This window comes from Acinetobacter sp. 12966, from assembly GCF_031196995.1.
GTDB lineage: Bacteria > Pseudomonadota > Gammaproteobacteria > Pseudomonadales > Moraxellaceae > Acinetobacter > Acinetobacter geminorum.
The window spans coordinates 112,140-131,114 of record NZ_JAVIMC010000071.1 but is presented as its reverse complement, the minus strand read 5'-3'; the positions used below and the strand labels follow the sequence as shown (position 1 = coordinate 131,114).

General features: G+C 40.0%; 20 protein-coding genes. 12 read left to right on the top strand and 8 right to left on the bottom strand.

Annotated elements, in window-relative coordinates; genetic code table 11:
* Nucleotides 1–2: 2 nt before the first annotated feature.
* The 3 genes from RFW85_RS11515 to RFW85_RS11505 all read right to left on the bottom strand — a co-directional run bounded on the left by RFW85_RS11515 (nucleotide 3) and on the right by RFW85_RS11505 (nucleotide 3,819).
* Complete coding sequence (locus RFW85_RS11515) at nucleotides 3–938, bottom strand: lauroyl acyltransferase (protein ID WP_170247616.1); 936 nt, start codon at nucleotides 936–938, stop codon at nucleotides 3–5.
* A 110-nt stretch (nucleotides 939–1,048) separates the two neighbouring features.
* Nucleotides 1,049–1,681: a LysE family translocator gene (locus tag RFW85_RS11510; protein ID WP_170247617.1), complete on the bottom strand. Its 633-nt coding sequence runs from the start codon at nucleotides 1,679–1,681 to the stop codon at nucleotides 1,049–1,051.
* 227 nt (nucleotides 1,682–1,908) lie between these two features.
* Complete coding sequence (locus RFW85_RS11505) at nucleotides 1,909–3,819, bottom strand: ATP-binding cassette domain-containing protein (protein WP_002114959.1); 1,911 nt, start codon at nucleotides 3,817–3,819, stop codon at nucleotides 1,909–1,911.
* Nucleotides 3,820–3,851: 32 nt separating this feature from the next.
* Here RFW85_RS11505 and RFW85_RS11500 point away from each other — a divergent pair, with 32 nt between their 5' ends.
* Nucleotides 3,852–4,097: a SlyX family protein gene (locus tag RFW85_RS11500; protein ID WP_002115104.1), complete on the top strand. Its 246-nt coding sequence runs from the start codon at nucleotides 3,852–3,854 to the stop codon at nucleotides 4,095–4,097.
* 55 nt (nucleotides 4,098–4,152) lie between these two features.
* Here RFW85_RS11500 and RFW85_RS11495 read toward each other — a convergent pair whose 3' ends face one another.
* On the bottom strand, nucleotides 4,153–5,163 hold the full coding sequence (locus RFW85_RS11495; RefSeq protein ID WP_170247618.1) for a zinc-binding alcohol dehydrogenase family protein: 1,011 nt from the start codon (nucleotides 5,161–5,163) through the stop codon (nucleotides 4,153–4,155).
* 99 nt (nucleotides 5,164–5,262) lie between these two features.
* Between RFW85_RS11495 and RFW85_RS11490 the strand changes: the two genes are divergently transcribed.
* The 10 genes from RFW85_RS11490 to RFW85_RS11445 all read left to right on the top strand — a co-directional run bounded on the left by RFW85_RS11490 (nucleotide 5,263) and on the right by RFW85_RS11445 (nucleotide 14,219).
* Entirely contained in the window at nucleotides 5,263–5,640 is a 378-nt protein-coding gene (locus RFW85_RS11490) for a helix-turn-helix domain-containing protein (RefSeq protein WP_069141742.1), read from the top strand.
* A 148-nt stretch (nucleotides 5,641–5,788) separates the two neighbouring features.
* Nucleotides 5,789–6,238: an ammonium transporter gene (locus RFW85_RS11485; RefSeq protein ID WP_170247619.1), complete on the top strand. Its 450-nt coding sequence runs from the start codon at nucleotides 5,789–5,791 to the stop codon at nucleotides 6,236–6,238.
* Between the two features lie 35 nt (nucleotides 6,239–6,273).
* The gene (topA, locus tag RFW85_RS11480) at nucleotides 6,274–8,910 is read left to right on the top strand and encodes a type I DNA topoisomerase (RefSeq protein ID WP_170247620.1); all 2,637 of its coding nucleotides are present in this window, start codon (nucleotides 6,274–6,276) and stop codon (nucleotides 8,908–8,910) included.
* A gap of 88 nt (nucleotides 8,911–8,998) precedes the next feature.
* Nucleotides 8,999–9,757: a hypothetical protein gene (locus tag RFW85_RS11475; protein WP_170247621.1), complete on the top strand. Its 759-nt coding sequence runs from the start codon at nucleotides 8,999–9,001 to the stop codon at nucleotides 9,755–9,757.
* A 126-nt stretch (nucleotides 9,758–9,883) separates the two neighbouring features.
* Nucleotides 9,884–10,465 (top strand): HdeD family acid-resistance protein, encoded by a 582-nt coding sequence (locus RFW85_RS11470; RefSeq protein ID WP_170247622.1) that lies wholly within the window; start codon nucleotides 9,884–9,886, stop codon nucleotides 10,463–10,465.
* Between the two features lie 114 nt (nucleotides 10,466–10,579).
* The gene (locus RFW85_RS11465; protein WP_170247623.1) at nucleotides 10,580–12,559 is read left to right on the top strand and encodes an ATP-dependent helicase; all 1,980 of its coding nucleotides are present in this window, start codon (nucleotides 10,580–10,582) and stop codon (nucleotides 12,557–12,559) included.
* Nucleotides 12,560–12,632: 73 nt separating this feature from the next.
* Nucleotides 12,633–12,872, top strand: coding sequence for an RNA-binding protein (locus tag RFW85_RS11460; protein ID WP_170247624.1), 240 nt, complete (start codon nucleotides 12,633–12,635; stop codon nucleotides 12,870–12,872).
* A 9-nt stretch (nucleotides 12,873–12,881) separates the two neighbouring features.
* Nucleotides 12,882–13,244 (top strand): ASCH domain-containing protein, encoded by a 363-nt coding sequence (locus tag RFW85_RS11455; protein WP_170247625.1) that lies wholly within the window; start codon nucleotides 12,882–12,884, stop codon nucleotides 13,242–13,244.
* Nucleotides 13,245–13,324: 80 nt separating this feature from the next.
* Nucleotides 13,325–13,828, top strand: a complete 504-nt coding sequence (locus RFW85_RS11450) for a DUF6586 family protein (protein ID WP_005066079.1) — start codon at nucleotides 13,325–13,327, stop codon at nucleotides 13,826–13,828.
* A gap of 112 nt (nucleotides 13,829–13,940) precedes the next feature.
* Nucleotides 13,941–14,219: a hypothetical protein gene (locus tag RFW85_RS11445; protein ID WP_002114792.1), complete on the top strand. Its 279-nt coding sequence runs from the start codon at nucleotides 13,941–13,943 to the stop codon at nucleotides 14,217–14,219.
* A 36-nt stretch (nucleotides 14,220–14,255) separates the two neighbouring features.
* Here the strand turns inward: RFW85_RS11445 and RFW85_RS11440 are convergent, their stop codons facing one another.
* The 4 genes from RFW85_RS11440 to RFW85_RS11425 form a co-directional block, all read right to left on the bottom strand.
* Nucleotides 14,256–15,965: a cation:proton antiporter gene (locus RFW85_RS11440; protein WP_170247626.1), complete on the bottom strand. Its 1,710-nt coding sequence runs from the start codon at nucleotides 15,963–15,965 to the stop codon at nucleotides 14,256–14,258.
* 147 nt (nucleotides 15,966–16,112) lie between these two features.
* Nucleotides 16,113–16,268 carry a 50S ribosomal protein L33 gene (rpmG, locus tag RFW85_RS11435; RefSeq protein WP_001205031.1) on the bottom strand — a complete coding sequence of 52 codons (156 nt, stop codon included), beginning with the start codon at nucleotides 16,266–16,268 and terminating at the stop codon, nucleotides 16,113–16,115.
* Between the two features lie 12 nt (nucleotides 16,269–16,280).
* The gene (gene rpmB, locus RFW85_RS11430) at nucleotides 16,281–16,517 is read right to left on the bottom strand and encodes a 50S ribosomal protein L28 (protein ID WP_000048256.1); all 237 of its coding nucleotides are present in this window, start codon (nucleotides 16,515–16,517) and stop codon (nucleotides 16,281–16,283) included.
* 167 nt (nucleotides 16,518–16,684) lie between these two features.
* A complete protein-coding gene (locus tag RFW85_RS11425; RefSeq protein ID WP_086265052.1) occupies nucleotides 16,685–18,133 on the bottom strand; it encodes a coniferyl aldehyde dehydrogenase in 1,449 nt (482 codons plus the stop codon).
* A 112-nt stretch (nucleotides 18,134–18,245) separates the two neighbouring features.
* Between RFW85_RS11425 and RFW85_RS11420 the strand changes: the two genes are divergently transcribed.
* Nucleotides 18,246–18,938: a TetR/AcrR family transcriptional regulator gene (locus RFW85_RS11420; RefSeq protein WP_086265051.1), complete on the top strand. Its 693-nt coding sequence runs from the start codon at nucleotides 18,246–18,248 to the stop codon at nucleotides 18,936–18,938.
* Nucleotides 18,939–18,975 lie beyond the last annotated feature (37 nt).

The following is an 18,975-nucleotide window of genomic DNA, read 5'->3' as shown; positions in this document are numbered from 1 at the left end:
TCTTAATAGATCTCTTCATAACCCTCTGGACGTGTCTTAAAACGACGATGGAACCACATATATTGAGTCGGTGCGATGCGAAGTTGATTTTCAATAATTTTATTAACTCGAGTTGCATCATCGACTTCATGTTCACTTGGCATATTTTCGACCGCAGGTTCAATCAAAATATGATATTTAGGATCTTGTACATCACCATGACGGTAAAAATATAAAGGAACGGCAACCGCTTTTGAGATTTTTAATAAACGACGGTGAGCGGTTACGGTAGCAGCAGGCACACCAAAGAAGGGTGCCATCACCCCTTGTTTAAGTCCGAAGTCTTGATCGGGGCTATACCAAATTGCATCGCCATCTTTAAGGTGGCGAATTAAACCACGCATATCATCATGATCGATTTGTGCTTTATAGATGGTGCCACGGCAACGATAAATCAGCATATCGAGCAATGGATTATTTTGAGGGCGGTACACAACATCTGGCTCGAAATATTGAGCACAAACATAGCCACCCGCATCAAGAAGGGTACTATGAGTTCCCAATAATAAAACGCCTTTGCCTTGAGCTTGGGCGTTGGTAATGTGTTCTAAGCCTTCAATGGTGACGCGGTTTTTAAACCAGTAAGGCTTATACCATGCGTTTAATGTCTCAAAAATACCAAGCATCATATCGACAAAAACTTGCTTAGCTTGTTGCTGTACTTTTTCAGTTGACCATTCGGGAAAGCAGACTTCTAAATTACGAATAGTCGTTTTTCGGCGAGATTTTAAATATTTCCAAGCAAGATTTGCTAAGCCATGAGCCAGACGCCACTGAATTGCCCATGGTAAAATAGCCAAAAGCATTAAAAAAACAATGGCAATCCAAATACCCCAATATTTAGGTAATAAAAAGGACCATTGAAATTCACCGGGCGTATAAGTCTGCTTTTGGCTCATAACGATATAAAGAATTCAAAATTAAAACTGGCAAAAGTGTATCACGAACTGAATTTATCGTCGTAATACACTGTTGAATTGAGCGGTTAAGATGAGGAAGTAAACCGTGGTTATCGGCGATTTTCTAAAAGAATACGAACAGCAAGCCCAGCTAACACCGTTCCCATAAGCCAGCGTTGTATATTTGCCCAAAGAGGCTTTTGTTGAAGAAAAAGGGCAATGCTACCCGCGGAAAGTACAATCAGCGCATTTACCGAGACGCTGACAAAAATTTGAATAGTCCCGAGCTGAATGGATTGCCATAAAATACTGCCTTGCTGTGGATGAATAAACTGTGGCAATAACGATAAATACATAATCGCAATTTTAGGATTAAGTAGATTTGTAGCGAAACCCATTAAAAATAGTTTAGCTGGAGAGTCTACTGATAATTGTTTTACATCAAAAATTGGGGATGCATTGGGACGTAGCGCTTTCCATGCTAGCCAGAGTAAATAAATTGCTCCTGCAATACGGATGGTGTCGTAAGCATAAGGGACTGCAACAATAAGGGCTGTAATCCCGAAAGAAGCGCAAAGCATATAAAATACGAAGCCAACGCCAACACCAGCGAGTGAAATAAATCCCGCTATTTTTCCTTGGCAAATTGAACGAGAAATAAGATAAATCATGTTTGGGCCAGGGGTGAGCACCATTGCCAAACAGATTAATCCGAATGCTAAAATTTGAGAAAGATCTAGCATGAAAAATACTCGAATATTATTATATGGGTAGATATAACATAATTATTTTTATAAGTCTTATATTCAATCAGAGCGGTATTTAAAACTATTAAGCCTAACTAAACTTAATCACTTATCATCTATTTTTTTATAGATTTTTTGCTTTAAAAAATTTATAGATATTCTGAAAAAAGCCCCCTTAATTTAAGGAGGCTTTTATTACTTACTTTAAAGGAAATAAAAGTGAATTAATTTCCTTTGCTCATTTGTTCAAGTTCATCCCAGCGTTCTAATTTTTCAAGTAATACCTCTTCAATTTCTGCGAGACGCTGACTTGCTTTAGTTGCTTCATCGGCATTACTGACAAACCATGAACCATCTGCCAGCTTGTCAGAAAGTTCTGCTTGTTCAACTTCCAGTTTCTCGATTTCGGCAGGAAGTTGCTCAAGTTCACGTTGGTCTTTATAACTCAGTTTTACCTTTTTAACGTTACTTTGTGCTGCGGCTTTTTCAGCTTCGGCTTTTGCCTGAGCTTTTTTAACATCAGACTTTTGGTCTACGACTTTATCATCTGGTCGTTGCTGCAAATAGTCTTGGTAGCCACCAATATACTCTGCAATATTGCCTTTACCATCAAATACCCAAGTCGATGTTACGACGTTGTCCATAAATGCACGGTCATGCGAAATGAGTAACAGGGTACCTTTATATTCAGAAAGCATCTCTTCAAGTAGCTCAAGAGTCACCATATCCAAGTCATTGGTTGGTTCGTCCATTACAATCAGATTCGATGGTTTAAGCAGTAATTTAGCAAGTAAAATACGGTTACGCTCACCACCAGAAAGGGCTTTTACTGGTGTGCGTGCGCGTTCAGGCGAAAACAAGAAATCTTGTAGATAGCTATAGATATGTCGACGGTTACCATTTACATCAACAAAGTCAGAGCCTTCTGAAACGTTTGCCATGACTGTTTTTTCAAGGTCTAAGGCATTACGTAATTGGTCAAAATAAGCAACTTCTAACTGTGTACCAGTCTTAACAGAACCACCGTGCTCGATTTCACCTAAAATGGCTTTAATTAACGTCGTTTTACCGACACCGTTATCACCGACTAGGCCAATACGGTCACCACGCATGACTAGTGTAGAGAAATCTTTAATCAGTGGCTTATCATCATAAGATACACTTAGGTGCTCAATATCAAATACTAATTTACCAGAGCGATTTGCTTCTTGAGTCGCCATGCTCACTTTGCCTTGTTGTGAACGGCGAGCTTTCGATTCTTCACGTAAAGCTTTTAAGGCGCGCACACGACCTTCATTACGCGTACGACGTGCTTTAATCCCTTGACGAATCCAAGCTTCTTCTTCAGCTAACTTTTTATCAAATAAAGCATTTTGTTTCTCTTCTGCTTCCATTTGCTGAGCTTTAAGCTCTAAATAGCGTGAATAGTTACCTTCATAACCACGTAGGATGCCACGGTCAAGTTCAACAATTCGAGTCGCAATGCTGTCTACAAAAGAACGGTCATGCGAAATAAATAGTAGCGTTAAATTATTTTGATCGAGTAGAAATTTTTCTAACCATTCAATACTTTCAACATCTAGATGGTTGGTCGGTTCATCTAGAAGTAATACGTCCGGTTGTGTCAAAAGAGCGCGGGCGAGTAAAACACGGCGTTTACGTCCTCCCGAAAGATCTGCCAAATCTGCATTTGGATCGAGTCCCATTTTACTTAACAGGGCATTGACCTTGTTTTCGAGTGCCCAGCCGTCGAGTTGGTCGAGCTTATGCTGTAGGTTGCCCATACGGTCACAAGCTTCCATATCTCCCAGCATACAAGCATCAGTTGCTTCATGATAAGCTCTGAGTACTTCGGCAGCTTCTCCTGCACCATCAGCTACAATGTCAGCAACCTTACCTGAATCCATTGGAACGTCTTGGGCTAACATTGAAACAGTTAAACCATTTTGAATAGAAACTTCACCAGAATCTGGTAATAGGCTTCCCTCGATCAGTTTAAGTAAAGTAGACTTACCTTCACCATTACGACCAATTAAACAGACTCGTTCGCCACGTTCTAGATTAAAGTTCGCGCCATCGAGCAGGGCAGGTCCGCCAAAAGCAAGTTGGACATCCCTTAGGGTAATATAGGCCATAATGTTTTCCAGAATCTCAAATGAGGATTTAAATGACTAAACCACCATATCATGATGATCAAGCGTCATTTTCCGCACCCATTGAAGATTTGCAAGTGCGAATTACATTTTTGGATGATTTAGTTGAACAATTAAATCAACAACTCGCTATTCAAACTCAAGAAATAGCTGATTTGAAAAAACAAATGCAATTTCTTTATCAACGTGTGGAATCGTCGGATTTATCAGAAGGCATTGCACCTTTTGACCCATTAACGAATAAACCTCCCCACTATTAATAAAAAGGCAAGTTCAATACTTGCCTTTTTATTTGGGAATATTTCCCAATTTTGCTTAAAAACCTTGTAAGACGATCTTACCTTTTGTTGTGCCACTTTCAATTTGCTGATGAACTCGTTTTAAATTTTCAGCATTAATTGGACTTATAACTTCCGTTACAGTCGTTTTGATTTTCCCATCATCAACCAGCTTGCTGACCTCATTTAATAGTTCACTTTGTTTTGCCATATCTTCGGTCTGGAACATTGAACGTGTAAACATAAATTCCCAATGCACAGATACAGACTTGGTTTTAAACGGTTTGATATCTAACTGTTCAGGATCATCAATAAGCCCAAAACGGCCTTGCGGTGCAATCAACTCGACAATATCTGCTAAATGCTGATCTGTTTGAGTAGTTGAGAACACATATAAAGGTGCCTTTAAATCTAATTGCTTGATTTGGGCTGCTAAAGGTTGACGGTGATCTAACACATAATCTGCTCCAAGTTGCTTAACCCAGTCTTGAGTTTCTGCTCGTGAAGCTGTTGCAATAATTGTTAGGTTTGTCAGCTGTTTAAGAAGTTGAATGGTGATTGAACCAACACCACCAGCTCCACCAATCACTAATATTGTTGTGTTTTCTGGCGCTTTCTTTGGAACTTGCAGGCGATCAAATAACATCTCCCAAGCCGTGATTGCAGTTAAAGGGAGAGCTGCCGCCTCGGTTACTTCTAAAGTTTTTGGTTTATGGCCAACAATGCGTTCATCAACGAGTTGTAATTCGCTATTACTACCTTGACGATTAAGAGCACCTGCATACCAAACAATATCGCCAATCTTAAATTGAGTAACTTTATCTCCAATCGCTTCAACTACACCTACTGCATCCCAGCCAAGAGTTTTCCACTGATTATTCTCAGGGCTTACATTCTTTCGAATTTTAGTATCTACCGGATTTACTGAAACAGCTTGTACACGAACAAGTAAATCGTGTCCTTCAGCAATAGGGGCATCGAGTTCAATATCGACGAGTGCTTCTGGCGATGTAATAGGCCCCGCTTTTTGATATGCCACAGCTTTCATAATTATCATTCCTCTTGTTGAGAGTTTGATCATAACGTAAGCTTAAAATAAGTAACTACAGACAAATAACGCTCATAGTGTCAAAAAGGATACTGTAAAATGGCAAAAGTACGACATTCAAGTTTTGATTGTTCTCCGGGATGTTCTGTTGAAGCAGCCATTAGTTTGATTGATGGAAAATGGAAATGCGTCATTCTTTGGCATTTATTTAATGAAGGTACCTTGAGGTTTAACGAAATTCGAAAGCGTGTTCCGAGCATTACCCAAAGAATGCTGACAAATCAGCTACGTGAATTGGAACAAGATGGAATTATTCATCGGGAAGTCTATCCTCAGGTACCACCTAAAGTAGAATACTGCCTGACTGATTTGGGACAAAGTCTTGAGAAAATTCTGTTTGCTTTAAAACAGTGGGGGGATGCTCATATTGACCAGTTTGGAAAGCTGACACTTGTGGATCGTAATTCGAATCCTTAATTATATTTGAGTTAGCTCATTGTAATTTGCACTGTGAAATCTGACTATTTTTAAGCTTGCCCCTGGATTGGGCATTATTTTTATGATGAAACTTGCGTTTTCTGGTCCGCTTATGCAACTCTAATAAAAGAGATTAATAGGTTTTGCTATGGACAATATGGGAATTTGGGTTACCGTTATCATTGTTCTTTTCGTACTAGGCTCCATTTTTGGTTTAAGAGTGAGCCCACGTGAAAAGGCACTTGGTATTATGCGTGATAAAGCTCGTAAAATGGGTTTACACCCGCGTGTAATCGTTGCACCTGAATGGACACATGTCCCAATGGCGACTGAAAAGCGTGCCAGCATGGTTGCTTATTATAGTGTATTGATTCCCGATGCCCGTTTATCTTTAATGCGCGCTCGCGTTGTAGACGGCAAATTAAAAGTGCTTCAGGGTGATGAGAAATTTAATGATTCTCCCATTGCATTAAAAGGGATTTATGCTATTGATATGCAGGCAAACTGTGTAGGGCTTTATTGGGATGAGGAATCAGACCTGAGAGCAACACAATTAGATGAGATGAAGGCTTATCTGTTGAACTTGGCTAAAGCCTGATTTTTAAATTTATTGGTATAGGAATAACATTTTATATGGCGAATACCTCGCGCTCTGCATCTCAAAGCACAGCATCTACTGCATCTGCTGCACATAAACGTGCCTTAGTGATTGTGGAGTCGCCTGCCAAAGCGAAAACCATCAATAAATATCTGGGTTCGCAATACATTGTAAAGTCTTCTGTAGGTCACGTGCGTGATTTGCCAACAGGTGGCAGTAAATCAACTGAGAAAAAGCCGGCTGCACGGACTAAACTCACTGAAGCAGAAAAAGAACAAAAAGCCAGTCAGGCTTTAGTTAATCGTATGGGGGTTGATCCTGAACATGGTTGGGAAGCTCATTACGAAGTTCTGCCAGGTAAGGAAAATGTTGTTGCTGAACTAAAGAAACTCGCCAAAGATGCCGATGCAATCTATCTCGCAACGGACTTGGATAGAGAAGGGGAAGCCATTGCTTGGCACCTAAGAGAAGTTATTGGTGGTGATGACAGTCGTTATCATCGCGTGGTATTTAACGAAATTACTAAAAATGCCATTCAAGAAGCATTTAAACAACCTACCCGCCTAGATTTAAACCGAGTTAATGCACAGCAAGCACGCCGTTTCTTAGACCGTGTTGTTGGCTTTATGGTTTCACCATTGCTGTGGGAAAAGATTGCCCGTGGTTTATCGGCAGGTCGTGTACAGTCTGTAGCAGTGAAACTGGTTGTAGAGCGTGAAAGAGAAATTCGTGCTTTTATACCAGAAGAATACTGGCAAGTTTTTGCAGACACGCAAGCCAAGAAAGATGACATTCGTCTTGAAGCAGTTAAGCAAGCTGGTAAAACCCTTAAACTGAAAAATAAAGCTGAAACTGATGCTTTATTGGATGTTTTAAAAGGTGCTGAATATAAAGTTGCACAGCGTGAAGATAAACCGACTAAGGTCAATCCAAGTGCACCGTATATCACTTCAACGCTGCAACAGGCTGCAAGTACACGTCTAGGTTTTTCTGTAAAGAAAACCATGATGTTGGCACAGCGTCTATATGAAGCAGGTTTTATTACCTATATGCGTACTGACTCAACGTTCTTGAGTGACGATGCAGTAAGCATGGTACGTGCTCATATTGAAAGCCAATTTGGTGAGAAATATTTACCTGCAAAACCAAACCGCTATGGTAACAAAGCCGGTGCTCAAGAAGCCCATGAAGCAATTCGTCCTTCTAATGTTGCGCTTACAGGTGACCAACTTGCAGGTGTAGAGCGTGATGCTCAGCGTTTATATGATTTGATCTGGCGTCAGTTTGTTGCTTGTCAAATGACTCCAGCAGAATATTTATCTTCAACTTTAACGGTTGAAGCTGCTGATGTTGAATTGAAGGCAAAAGGCCGTACGCTTGTATTTGATGGTTTTACACGAGTGCGTGGTGCCAACAAGTCTGATGACGATATTATTCTGCCTGCAATTAAAGTAGGCGAAATTTTAAAATTAGAGAAGTTAGACCCAAGTCAGCACTTTACTAAACCACCTGCACGTTTTACTGAAGCTTCTTTGGTAAAAGAACTCGAAAAACGTAGTATTGGTCGTCCTTCGACTTATGCAGCGATTATTTCTACGATTCAAGAACGTGGCTACGTTAAGTTAGAAAACCGTCGTCTTTTCGCCGAAAAAATGGGTGAAATTGTCACGGACCGACTTGATGAAAGTTTCAATAATTTGATGAATTATGCCTTTACAGCAGACCTTGAGGGGCAGCTCGATAAAGTTGCAACAGGCGAGCGTAACTGGAAAGAGTTACTTGATACTTTCTATGGTGATTTCAAGAAACGTCTTACCAATGCTCAAGGCGAGCACGGCATGCGTCGTAACCAGCCGGTTGAAGTGCCAGCAGTACATTGTCCTGAATGTTCACGTCCAATGCAGATTCGTACAGGTACAACAGGCGTGTTCTTAGGTTGTTCTGGTTATAACTTACCGCCTAAAGAGCGTTGTAAAGGTACTTTGAACTTAACACCTGTTGAGTCCTTAGCTGCTCTTTCTGATGATGATGGTGCTGAAACCGCAGACTTGATGTCAAAACATCGTTGTGCAAAATGTGGCACAGCCATGGACAGCTATGTAATTGATGGTGGTCGTAAACTACATGTATGTGGTAACAACCCTGATTGTGACGGTTTTGAGCTTGAAGAAGGCGAGTTCAAGATTAAAGGCTACGATGGACCAACCATTCCATGTGATAAATGTGATGGTGAGATGCAGCTTAAGACTGGTCGTTTTGGCCCGTATTTCGCTTGTACAAGCTGTGACAACACCCGTAAAGTCTTGAAAAGCGGTCAACCTGCACCTCCACGTGTAGAACCGATCAAGATGGAACATTTGCGCTCAACAAAGCATGATGACTATTTCGTGTTGCGTGATGGTGCTGCTGGTCTGTTTTTGGCCGCAAGTAAATTCCCGAAAATTCGTGAAACACGTGCGCCAAAAGTTGCGGAATTGCGTAGTGTTGCTGCTCAGCTTGATCCTAAATACCAGTTTATTTTACAAGCTCCAGATGTAGACCCTGAAGGTAATCCGACAGTTGTGAAATTCAGTCGTAAGAATCAATCACAATATGTAGGCTCGGAAACTCCAGAAGGCAAACAAACTAAATGGAGCCTAATTTATCAAAATGGTAAATGGGTTGAGGGCTAATTAAGTCCACAATAAAAAATGCTAGCTCAGCTAGCATTTTTTGTATCTAAAACAATAAAAGAAAATTTTAAATCTATGGGGAAAAAGAATGTGGAAAAACATTCGAGTTTTATGTTTGTTAATTATTTTATTGATTGTTGCTGTTCAGGCATGGCGAGATCAAAACCAAGATTGGAATCAACCTATTGTTGTCGTTTTACATCCTATTAATGCAGACGGTTTGCAGACAACACAGAGCTATATTCATCAGTTGCAATACACTGATTTTGAGAGAATAAGAAATTATTTAGGAGAATGGTCGCAACACTATCGTAGTCAATCAGGAAACTTTGTAATTCGTTTAGGTCAGCCATTACAACAACGACCTCCTGAGGCTCCTCAAAATGCCAATATCTTTCATGTGATGTGGTGGAGTTTAAAGTTCCGTTTTTATGCATGGCGGCATCAACAACCTGAAGACAATGGGGCATCACTTAAGCTTTATTTAAATTATTACGATCCCCATTATCAAAAAGTTTTGATCCATTCGACTGCTTTGGAAAAAGGTCGTATTGGTAGTGTGAATTTATTTGCGACCAACACACAAGCTTCCCAAAATCAGGTCGTGATTGTTCATGAGCTATTACATGGCTTTGGGGCACAAGACAAATATGATTTAAAAACTGGTCAACCGCTTTACCCTCTAGGTTATGCGCAACCTGAAAAAGTGCCTTTATATCCGCAAACTGACGCTGAAATCATGGGTGGTCGAACACCATTATCTGAGCAGAGCAGTAAAATGCCGAATGGTTTACATGAAACGATAATAGGTTTACCTACAGCTCAAGAAATTGGTTGGGTGAAATAAAATTGTGGATAAATACTGCTTTATCCACATTAATTGATAATAAACGATGCAGATCTTATACAGACAAAAAATGTGAAGTGTATCACTATTATTAGGTAGATGAAATTCTAATACCTGATAATAAGAGTGGCCATGATGAAAACTGTCGGTAATGATTTGGTGCGCAATCAGTTACATGCTGATCGTAAGTGGTATTTGATATTAGGCTTTGTGCTTATTGGCTTCGGTCTGATTTTGTTTAGTTCATTACCATTTGCGACTTTTTCTGTCGTTTTTTTATTTGGAATACTCATGATGGTCGGAGGTGTTTTACATCTTGTTGCGGCTATTAGTGTTTTTAAAGGCGCAAGCCGATGGTTATGGGCACTGTTTGGTGTACTTTATTTAATAGCGGGTTATTACGCTTTTTCTACTCCTGTAAAAACAGCGGTAGTTTTAACAAGCTTACTATCGATTGCACTTATCATCGCTGGGACTATACGTACAATAAACGCAATTTTACTTAAGCCAATTACGGGCTGGGGCTGGACTTTATTCTCCGGATTATTAACACTCGCTACAGGTATTTTAATTTTGGTTTCTAAAGATTCACCTTTTTGGGTGCTAGGAATGTTCCTTGCCATAGATATCTTATTTCAAGGCATTAATTTTCTAGGTTTGGCTTCTGCGATTAAGCATCTACCATCTAGTTCAAAAACAGTATCTTAAATAAGAATATTGAATCAAAGAGCACTTTAGGTGCTCTTTTTGTTTTTATGACGGGCAGACGCATCTATGGTTGGGTCTGTTAAACTATGTCTTGGTGTTTTAGCGATATGTGTTATGAGTCTTGCAAAATTAATTAATGAACTAAATGCTCAGCAAAAAAAAGCAGCCACGACATCTGCGCAGAACTGTTTAGTTTTGGCGGGCGCTGGTTGTGGCAAGACAAAGACAATTGTTGCACGTGCCGCCTATTTAATTGATCAAGGCTTACCAGCGAATCAAATCCAGATTTTAACTTTTACTCGACGTGCTGCGAGTGAGATTGTTGCAAGAGTAGAGCAGCATGTAGGAGCACAGGCAAAGGGCCTAAGAGCTTCGACTTTTCATACTTTTTGTATGTATTTACTGCGTCGTAATCCACAAGCTTTTGGCTTAAATCAATTTAGTATTATTGATCGTGATGATCAGTTGCTGATGTTCCGTTTATTAAGAGGTAAAGACAAAGATAATGTTTTACCTAAAGCGGCAGAGCTGTGCGATCTATATTCCTATGCAAGAAATACTCAAACCAAGCTTTCTGAAGCACTGCTTAAGCAACTTCCAGAAGCCTATGAGCACAAGGCACAAATTGCTGAGTTGATGAAAACTTATGAGCAACGTAAAAGAGAGCGTAATTTTTTAGATTACGACGATATCTTGTCGATTGTGGCTGTTCATTTACAAAACTCAGAAGCGTTGACCAATTGGGTGGCAGGCTTTTGTCAGGCATTGCTAGTTGATGAAATGCAAGATACAAACCCTTTGCAATGGGCTTTGTTGCAGCCCTTAATTGGTAAAGTGAAGTTATTTTGCGTGGGTGATGACGCTCAGTCCATTTATGGCTTTCGTGGCGCAGACTTTGAAAATATTCATTCTTTTAAAGAACGAATACCCGATGCAGAAGTACTTACACTCGCTTTAAATTATCGCTCGACTCAAGAAATTCTAGATTTATCAAATTGGTTATTGGCACATAGCCCAATTGATTATCAAAAACAGCTACAAGCGCATCGTGGTCAAGGGCAAAAGCCACAACTACATTTGTTTGGCAATGAATTTGAAGAAGCAAACTGGATTGCACAGGATTTAATAACGCGCCACCAGCAAGGTGCAAACTGGCATGACCACATGGTGTTAGTCCGTTCTGGTTATAGTGCCCGATATCTAGAAGGGGCTTTTATTGCTGCTGAAATACCTTATCGTTTTATTGGTGGGGTAAAGCTTCTTGAGTCGGCTCATGTAAAAGATGTACTTAGCCTGTTACGTATTGTGAGTAACCCTCACGATGATTTGGCTTGGATGCGGTTTTTAACCTTGTGGGATGGGATTGGCGATGTTGGAGCGAGTAAGTTAGCCCAAGAGCTGATGGGAATTGTTGATGTCGAGGAGCGCTGTCAGCGACTTGAACGTCATGGCAAGGTACCTCTACAAGCGATTTTAATTTTAAAACAACTAGATGTATTACAGCAGCATGTCGAGGCAAGTATTGGCTTGGCTCTTGATGCTTTAGGTGAACAGCTAGAGCAAAATTATAAAACCAAAGATTGGTCACGTCGTTTAAAAGACTTTGATTTGGTTAAGCAACTTGCACGAAAGCATGCGTCGTTAGGTGAATTCCTTGAGGAATATGTACTTGAGCCGATTTCAGTTTCTGAAATTGAAAAAGCTGCTGATCAAGATTTAGTAACTTTAATTACGATTCATTCAGCTAAGGGTGCCGAACAGAAAGTTTGTTATGTACCTCACGTATCGCCAAATCAATATCCTTATGCAAGGGCTCAGGGTGATTTTGATGATGTTGAGGAAGAACGCCGTGTGCTATATGTTGCCTTAACGCGTGCTGAAAATGAATTAATTTTGACGAAGCAAAATCTTAATACGTGGTCGCAAGACACTTATGATGAGCAAGGTCGTAAAGTCGAGAGTTATTTCTTAAATGATCTGCCTGCACATTTGGTTCAAACAAAGATTCATAGGCAAGTACCTCAGCAATTTACTAAAAAACAATGGAACAGATCTCCTGCAGTAAATTTAGGTTTTGGTATCGATCTGGACTAAACTACTGTATAAGACGCTGTGATTACTTAAATGTATATTGGCCCTCCCTTTTATTGCCAATTAAGGTTAGAAAATGAAAATATTAGTTCGTAATTTAGATCGTGCTGTAAGTGAAGCTGAAGTTTTAGAGTTGTTTAAGGCATATGGTAAAGTTGATACATGTGTTCTTGTGACTGATAAAGACACAGGTAAATCGAAAGGCTTTGGTTTTGTTGAAATGCCGAATCCACGTGAAGCGATTAAGGCAATTAAAGGCTTAAATATGCTTAAAGTTAAAGGCTATGGAATTCGAGTTAAAGCAGCCGAAGAATAAGTTTTTCTGATGAAAAGACAATTTTTAGCTCTCTCGATTGTAACGCCCAATGGTACTCGTATTGCTGAAGGTATCAAAACACTTGAAGTGCGTTCATGGGTGCCTACGCAGTTACCAGTGAAAGATCTATTAATTGTCGAAAACCAGAACTTTCTGATTAAAGATACTGATGAAGAGGAAGGAGTTGCTGTCGCTTTAGTTGATGTCGACTCTATTCATGCTTGGCGAAATGACGAGGTCAATTTAGCCTGTGCATCTGCTTGGAGTGAAGGCTATTTTGCTTGGGTCTTAAGTAATGTTCGTCCTATAAAACAGCCAGTGAAAATTTTAGCTAAACATAAAATTTATCAAGTTGAGCTGGATTTACCATAAATAACGTTGATTTTATCAATGGAGTCGTTAAGCTAAGAATAGCTATTGCAATGGCGATTTTAGAACAGGAAAGTTTAGTTATGTCACGTGTTGCTCGTTATCATGCCGATCGTACCAATCAGAAGCTCTATTTTGCACGTCTAGCGTGTCAACAGGCAGAGCAGACCGATCATGTGCAGCAGGTACAAGCTTACCGTGAAGCAGCTGTATTTCATTTACATGGCGCAATGTTAGCGTTCTTACAAGAATTGGTACGTTATTACCGTTTAAATGATTTGCAACCCACCTTAAAATCTATAGAGGAACATATGGCTGCAAAAGGGCAGGTTTCTCCTGAAGTGTCCGTTTTGCAGCAATTGGCAAAAGATGGTTTTGTTGCAGAGTTAAAACGAGCTTATCGTATGTGCCAATACGCCCCAGAACCCAAAGAACCGACTCCAGAAGAAGAAACTTCTTCTAACCTCATTATTAAAGTGACACAAGGGCCTCAGTCTTGGTTGCCAGATGTTAAAATCTTGCGTGAATGGCACCGAGAATTAAGTCATTTAATTGATGGTTTTCGTAACGAAATGGTCGAGTTCTAAAATTAAACTGCCTAGATGCTTGAAATTTAGACTAGGTGTGCCTATATAAATAAGACAAGAGATGCAAAGTGCAAGGGTGCTTTGCCACCATGTTGAAACATGGAGGAAGTATATGTCTATACAGCAATTGAAAGAGTTATTTGGAAATCAAGAAGCAGTGTTGGAATTAGTTCAACTCGAAGGTGGTGAACTCGCCTTGCGTAATGCAGGTTCTGAGAATGAACCCTTGGTTAAAATTCAATTTAGCGATGAAGTCAAAGCAATCTTGGGTGAGCAGACTCCAGTTGTTGCTCAGCATATGATTCAGGCTGCATTGTTTGGACTGCTGGAAAAGCAGGTAAACGAGTGGCAGGCTGAGGTATTAGACGAACAGCCTAAATTCTTGAGTTAAAAAAAGCGTACTCTTGAGTACGCTTTTTATATGGAGTTAATGAACCGTTGACTGATGAGCAAGCTCGATCTGATTTAAGATGTGGTGGCTCATATTCTTTGCCATTTCTTCTTTTGCATAGAACACCTCTCCAATATTTTCGTCACGGATAACCGCTGCTTCTTCTTTGCTTTCCGCGCAAATTAATACCTGAATTTGAGGATTTAATTGCTTGGCAATCGCCACAATACGGTGAATATCTAAAATATCCATAGGTGAGATCACTAATAGTCGTGCATGCATGATATGTGCTTGAATTAAAACACTTGGTTCAGTAGCAACACCACTCACAGCAGCAATATTTGCATTACGTAGTTTTTCTACGATTTCACGATTCTCTTCTGCAATAACGACTTTAATATTTTCATTAATTAAATTTTCAGTAATGCGTCGTCCTACACCGCCATATCCCACAATCACGACCTGATCACGTAAGTAAGCTTGATCAACTTCATCGGGTAACATTGCTAATGGGTCACCACTACGTTCAAGCAGTCGAGCTAAGTGAGAGCGTTCACGAATCCAGCGTTGTACAGGCTCAATGGCTGAGAAGATGAAAGAGTTAAGCGTAATTGAAAATAAAGCGCCAGCTAGAATTAAATTCTGAGCTTCTAGGCTTAATAGGCTTAAAGAAACACCAAGTGTCGCCAAAATAAATGAAAACTCACCAATCTGTGCAAGGCTTGCCCCGACTGTTAAAGCTGTATTGATTGGATAGCGGAAGAATAAAACCAATGCCATTGCAGCAAGAGTCTTACCCACCATAATAATCGCGATAACAGCTAAAATATGTAGCGGACTCTCCACAAGAATATGTGGATCAAACAGCATGCCTACAGAAACGAAAAATAAAATCGAGAAAATTTCACGTAGAGGAAGAGTTTCTTCTTCTGCACGATGGCTAAAGTCTGATTCTTTAACGACCATACCCGCAAAGAATGCGCCTAAAGCCATTGAAACCCCAAAGATGGCATAAGAGCCGTAAGCAATCGAAACAGCAGCAGCGACGACAGTCAGCGTAAATAGCTCTCTTGACCCTAACCGAGCAACGAATTGCATAATAATAGGCACAACACGCTTGCCTACAATAAGCATAAAGGCAATAAAGCCAATCACTTTTAATAAAGTTATTCCAAGGGTTAACCAGATATTTCCGTCTGCACCTGCTGGTGCTTTTCCACCGAGTAAAACAGCTGTAGCCGGAAGAAGTACTAAAACCAGTACCATCACTAAGTCTTCGACTAACAGCCAACCCACAGCAATTTTGCCGTTAACTGAGTCTAAAAGACCTCGGTCTCCTAATGCTTTTAATAATACAACCGTGCTCGCACACGATAGACTTAAGCCAAAAACGAGTGCAGACCCGAAACTCCATCCCCATAGCATTGAAACGCCAATACCAAGTAAGGTTGCAACAGCGATCTGTAAAATTGCGCCAGGCAAGGCAATACGACGAACTAGTAATAAGTCTTTTAATGAAAAGTGCATCCCTACACCAAACATTAGGAACATGACCCCGAGTTCTGCAAGCTGATTGGCAAGGTGAATGTCTGCGACGATACCAGGTGTATTTGGGCTAATAATAATTCCGGCAATTAAATAGCCGATAAGAGGGGGGAGTCGTAATCGGGCTGCAATATAGCCAAAAATGAGGGCAACACCGAAACCAACGGCAAGTAAAATAATTAAATCTACGTCATGCGGCACTAAAAACTCCTTTTACGTGAGTTAGGCTAAAAACAAGCATAAAAAATGCCAAGGCGGAATGTAGAGAAAGTTTAACAAAAAGGTGGGTATAAAAAAAATGCAAAAAAAAACGACTTCATAAAGAAGTCGTTTTTTTCGAGGCTAAAATTATTTGATTTTAGCTTCTTTGAAAATCACGTGTTGACGGATTTTTGGATCAAATTTTTTGATTTCCATTTTTTCCGGCATAGTACGTTTGTTTTTAGTCGTGGTATAGAAGTAACCTGTACCAGCTGAAGAAACGAGGCGAATCTTATCACGCATTGCTCAGACTCCTTAGATCTTTTGACCTTGAGCACGAAGGTCTGCAACAACCTTTTCGATACCCAATTTGTCAATAATACGCATACCTTTAGTGGTTAAACGAAGACGTACAAAACGTTTTTCGCTTTCTAACCAGAAACGGTGGTGGTGCAGGTTCGGCTCGAACCGGCGCTTGGTTTTGTTGTTGGCGTGTGAGACGTTGTTACCAACGACTGGACGCTTGCCGGTAACTTGGCAAACCTTAGACATGGTGTAACTCCATTGATTCAGCCAACAGCAAATCTGTGGCCAGTCATACTAAATGTAAACGGATGAATTCATTCAAGGGGCGTTTTATACCAAAAATACGATTAAAAGACAAGCGAAATTGGTAAAAACGAGGCATGATTTAGTATAACAGATCATGCCTTGATCAGTTAGCGCAACAAGGTTTTCGAAATGAAACGATGAATCGGCTTATTGAACGGTGGAAGAATGTATTTAAGGCTATAAAGTTTTGGATTTGACATCACCGAACGCTCATGAGAAAGGCTAAAAAAGCCCTCTGGTCCGTGATATTTACCCATACCTGATGCGCCAATTCCGCCAAACGGTAAATCATCTTGTGCAACATGGGTAATCACCATGTTAATTCCGAAATGCCCTGAATGGGTGTGCTGTGCAATATAGTCAGCACGCGCTTGATCATAATCAAAATAATACATCGCTAGAGGACGTGGACGACTATTAATGAATTCGATGACTTCTTCTATTTGGTCATATTCTAAAATCGGTAGAATAGGCCCGAAGATTTCATTTTGCATAATATCCATTGCGGTCGTCACCCCAGTGACTAAAGTTGGCGCAATTTTACGGACATCATCTAAAATTTCATTTTGCGGATTAATTTCAACAATACGTGCACCTTGATCACGGGCATTTTCAAGATAACCCTGAATGCGGTTGTACTGTTTATCATTAATAATAGAGGTGTAGTCTTGGTTGTTGCGGAAATGAGGATACATTCCAGCCACAATCAATTTAAAGTTTTCGATGAACTCGGCAGTTTTGCCTCGTGGTAAGAAAATATGATCTGGCGCAACACAAGTTTGTCCTGCATTCCATAATTTACCTACAGCAATACGCTGGGCAACATCTTTCATGTCCATTGACGCATGTACTAGGGCAGGAGATTTTCCGCCTAACTCAAGAATAACTGGAACTAGATTTTGAGCTGCGGCTGCCATCACTGTTTTACCAACAGAAGTTGAGCCTGTGAAAATCATTTTGTCAAAAGGCAAATGACTAAACGCATCTGAAATAACGCCACCACCATTTACCACAGCAACTAATTCTTGTGGGAATGCTTCTGCTAATGCACTTTCAAGGACACGTCCAAAATTTGGAGAGGCACTAGAAATTTTGATCATGGCATGGTTGCCCGCAGCTAGTGCACAGATCAGAGGTCCAACCGAAAGTAATAATGGGTAATTCCATGGTGTAATAATACCAATTACACCCATAGGCTGATATTGTACCCAACCTTTTGCTGGCTGATGTAATACACTGATATGGCGTTTTGAAGGTTTCATCCACGCAGTCAGATGCTTACTGTAATATTTGATTTGTTCCAAACTAGTGAGTAGCTCACCAATTTTTGTTTCCATAATTGCACGATTGCCGTAATCAAGGTTAATTGCTTCGGCAATCTGATCTTGATATTTTACCAAGACTCTTTTAAGACGAGCTAAACGATCAATACGCTCTTTAGCAGTGGGTACCGGATGACGTAAATAAGCAAGCTTTTGTTGTTCAAGCAAGTCATGTAAATGCTTTACATCATAAGGAAGCTGAGTCTCTGGATTTGTTTTTGTTTGACTGTTCATCGGTACTTACCAAATATACTGATATACTTATTTTTTAGAGTAAATACTCTAAATAGTCAAGTCAGTTTATGTGTTTAAGTCTTAACCATGTGAATTATTAAAGGTTATTAAAATGTCTCTACCTAAAGCTCTGAAGACAAAAGACCGGATTTTACAAATCAGTTTGCAGCTTTTTAACGAGCGAGGTGAACGGTCGGTTACAACCAATCATATTGCTGCAGAGTTAGGTATTAGTCCGGGAAACTTGTATTATCATTTTCGGAATAAGCATGAAATCATTAAAGAGTTAATGTACCAATATCAGGTTGAGACTTTAGACATGCTTTCTTTACCTGAAGACAGGCCATTAACGACCAATGATAAAATCAGCTATTTTCAAGTGTTAAGCGGTCAACTATGGAGTTATCGTTTTATTCATCGCGATGTGTATCATTTAGTTGAAAGTAACGAAGACTTTAAAAAGATTTATCCACGGTTTGCTGGACAGGTCATGCAGCAGGGGCAAAAGATTTATCAAGCCTTTGTCGATGCAGGTCTTATGAAAATGACGCCGTCTGAAATTGAAGCACTCATTATTAACTTGTGGATTGTATTAACAAACTGGACAAACTTTTTATATATGTCTGGTCACATTAGTGACAATAACCACTTAGAAGAAAAATGGGTTTGGCAGGCATTACGTCAAATGGTTTTCCTTGAAGGTCCTTATCTGATGGGAGAAAGCCGAGCAACTTATGAGCAGTTGCTTGAGTCACTGGGACCTTCTGATCTATTCGCCAGCTTATCGTCGTTAAAAGATGAATAGTTGTGCTTGTTTATTTAGAGCGCTAGAATACTCGGCT

Bases quoted from the DNA above. Each gene is read 5' to 3' on its own strand.
- RFW85_RS11515 (WP_170247616.1), bottom strand. From the start codon at position 938: ATGAGCCAAAAGCAGACTTATACGCCCGGTGAATTTCAATGGTCCTTT.
- RFW85_RS11510 (WP_170247617.1), bottom strand. From the start codon at position 1,681: ATGCTAGATCTTTCTCAAATTTTAGCATTCGGATTAATCTGTTTGGCA.
- RFW85_RS11505 (WP_002114959.1), bottom strand. From the start codon at position 3,819: ATGGCCTATATTACCCTAAGGGATGTCCAACTTGCTTTTGGCGGACCT.
- RFW85_RS11500 (WP_002115104.1), top strand. From the start codon at position 3,852: ATGACTAAACCACCATATCATGATGATCAAGCGTCATTTTCCGCACCC.
- RFW85_RS11495 (WP_170247618.1), bottom strand. From the start codon at position 5,163: ATGAAAGCTGTGGCATATCAAAAAGCGGGGCCTATTACATCGCCAGAA.
- RFW85_RS11490 (WP_069141742.1), top strand. From the start codon at position 5,263: ATGGCAAAAGTACGACATTCAAGTTTTGATTGTTCTCCGGGATGTTCT.
- RFW85_RS11485 (WP_170247619.1), top strand. From the start codon at position 5,789: ATGGACAATATGGGAATTTGGGTTACCGTTATCATTGTTCTTTTCGTA.
- topA (WP_170247620.1), top strand. From the start codon at position 6,274: ATGGCGAATACCTCGCGCTCTGCATCTCAAAGCACAGCATCTACTGCA.
- RFW85_RS11475 (WP_170247621.1), top strand. From the start codon at position 8,999: ATGTGGAAAAACATTCGAGTTTTATGTTTGTTAATTATTTTATTGATT.
- RFW85_RS11465 (WP_170247623.1), top strand. From the start codon at position 10,580: ATGAGTCTTGCAAAATTAATTAATGAACTAAATGCTCAGCAAAAAAAA.
- RFW85_RS11460 (WP_170247624.1), top strand. From the start codon at position 12,633: ATGAAAATATTAGTTCGTAATTTAGATCGTGCTGTAAGTGAAGCTGAA.
- RFW85_RS11455 (WP_170247625.1), top strand. From the start codon at position 12,882: ATGAAAAGACAATTTTTAGCTCTCTCGATTGTAACGCCCAATGGTACT.
- RFW85_RS11450 (WP_005066079.1), top strand. From the start codon at position 13,325: ATGTCACGTGTTGCTCGTTATCATGCCGATCGTACCAATCAGAAGCTC.
- RFW85_RS11445 (WP_002114792.1), top strand. From the start codon at position 13,941: ATGTCTATACAGCAATTGAAAGAGTTATTTGGAAATCAAGAAGCAGTG.
- rpmG (WP_001205031.1), bottom strand. From the start codon at position 16,268: ATGCGTGATAAGATTCGCCTCGTTTCTTCAGCTGGTACAGGTTACTTC.
- rpmB (WP_000048256.1), bottom strand. From the start codon at position 16,517: ATGTCTAAGGTTTGCCAAGTTACCGGCAAGCGTCCAGTCGTTGGTAAC.
- RFW85_RS11425 (WP_086265052.1), bottom strand. From the start codon at position 18,133: ATGAACAGTCAAACAAAAACAAATCCAGAGACTCAGCTTCCTTATGAT.
- RFW85_RS11420 (WP_086265051.1), top strand. From the start codon at position 18,246: ATGTCTCTACCTAAAGCTCTGAAGACAAAAGACCGGATTTTACAAATC.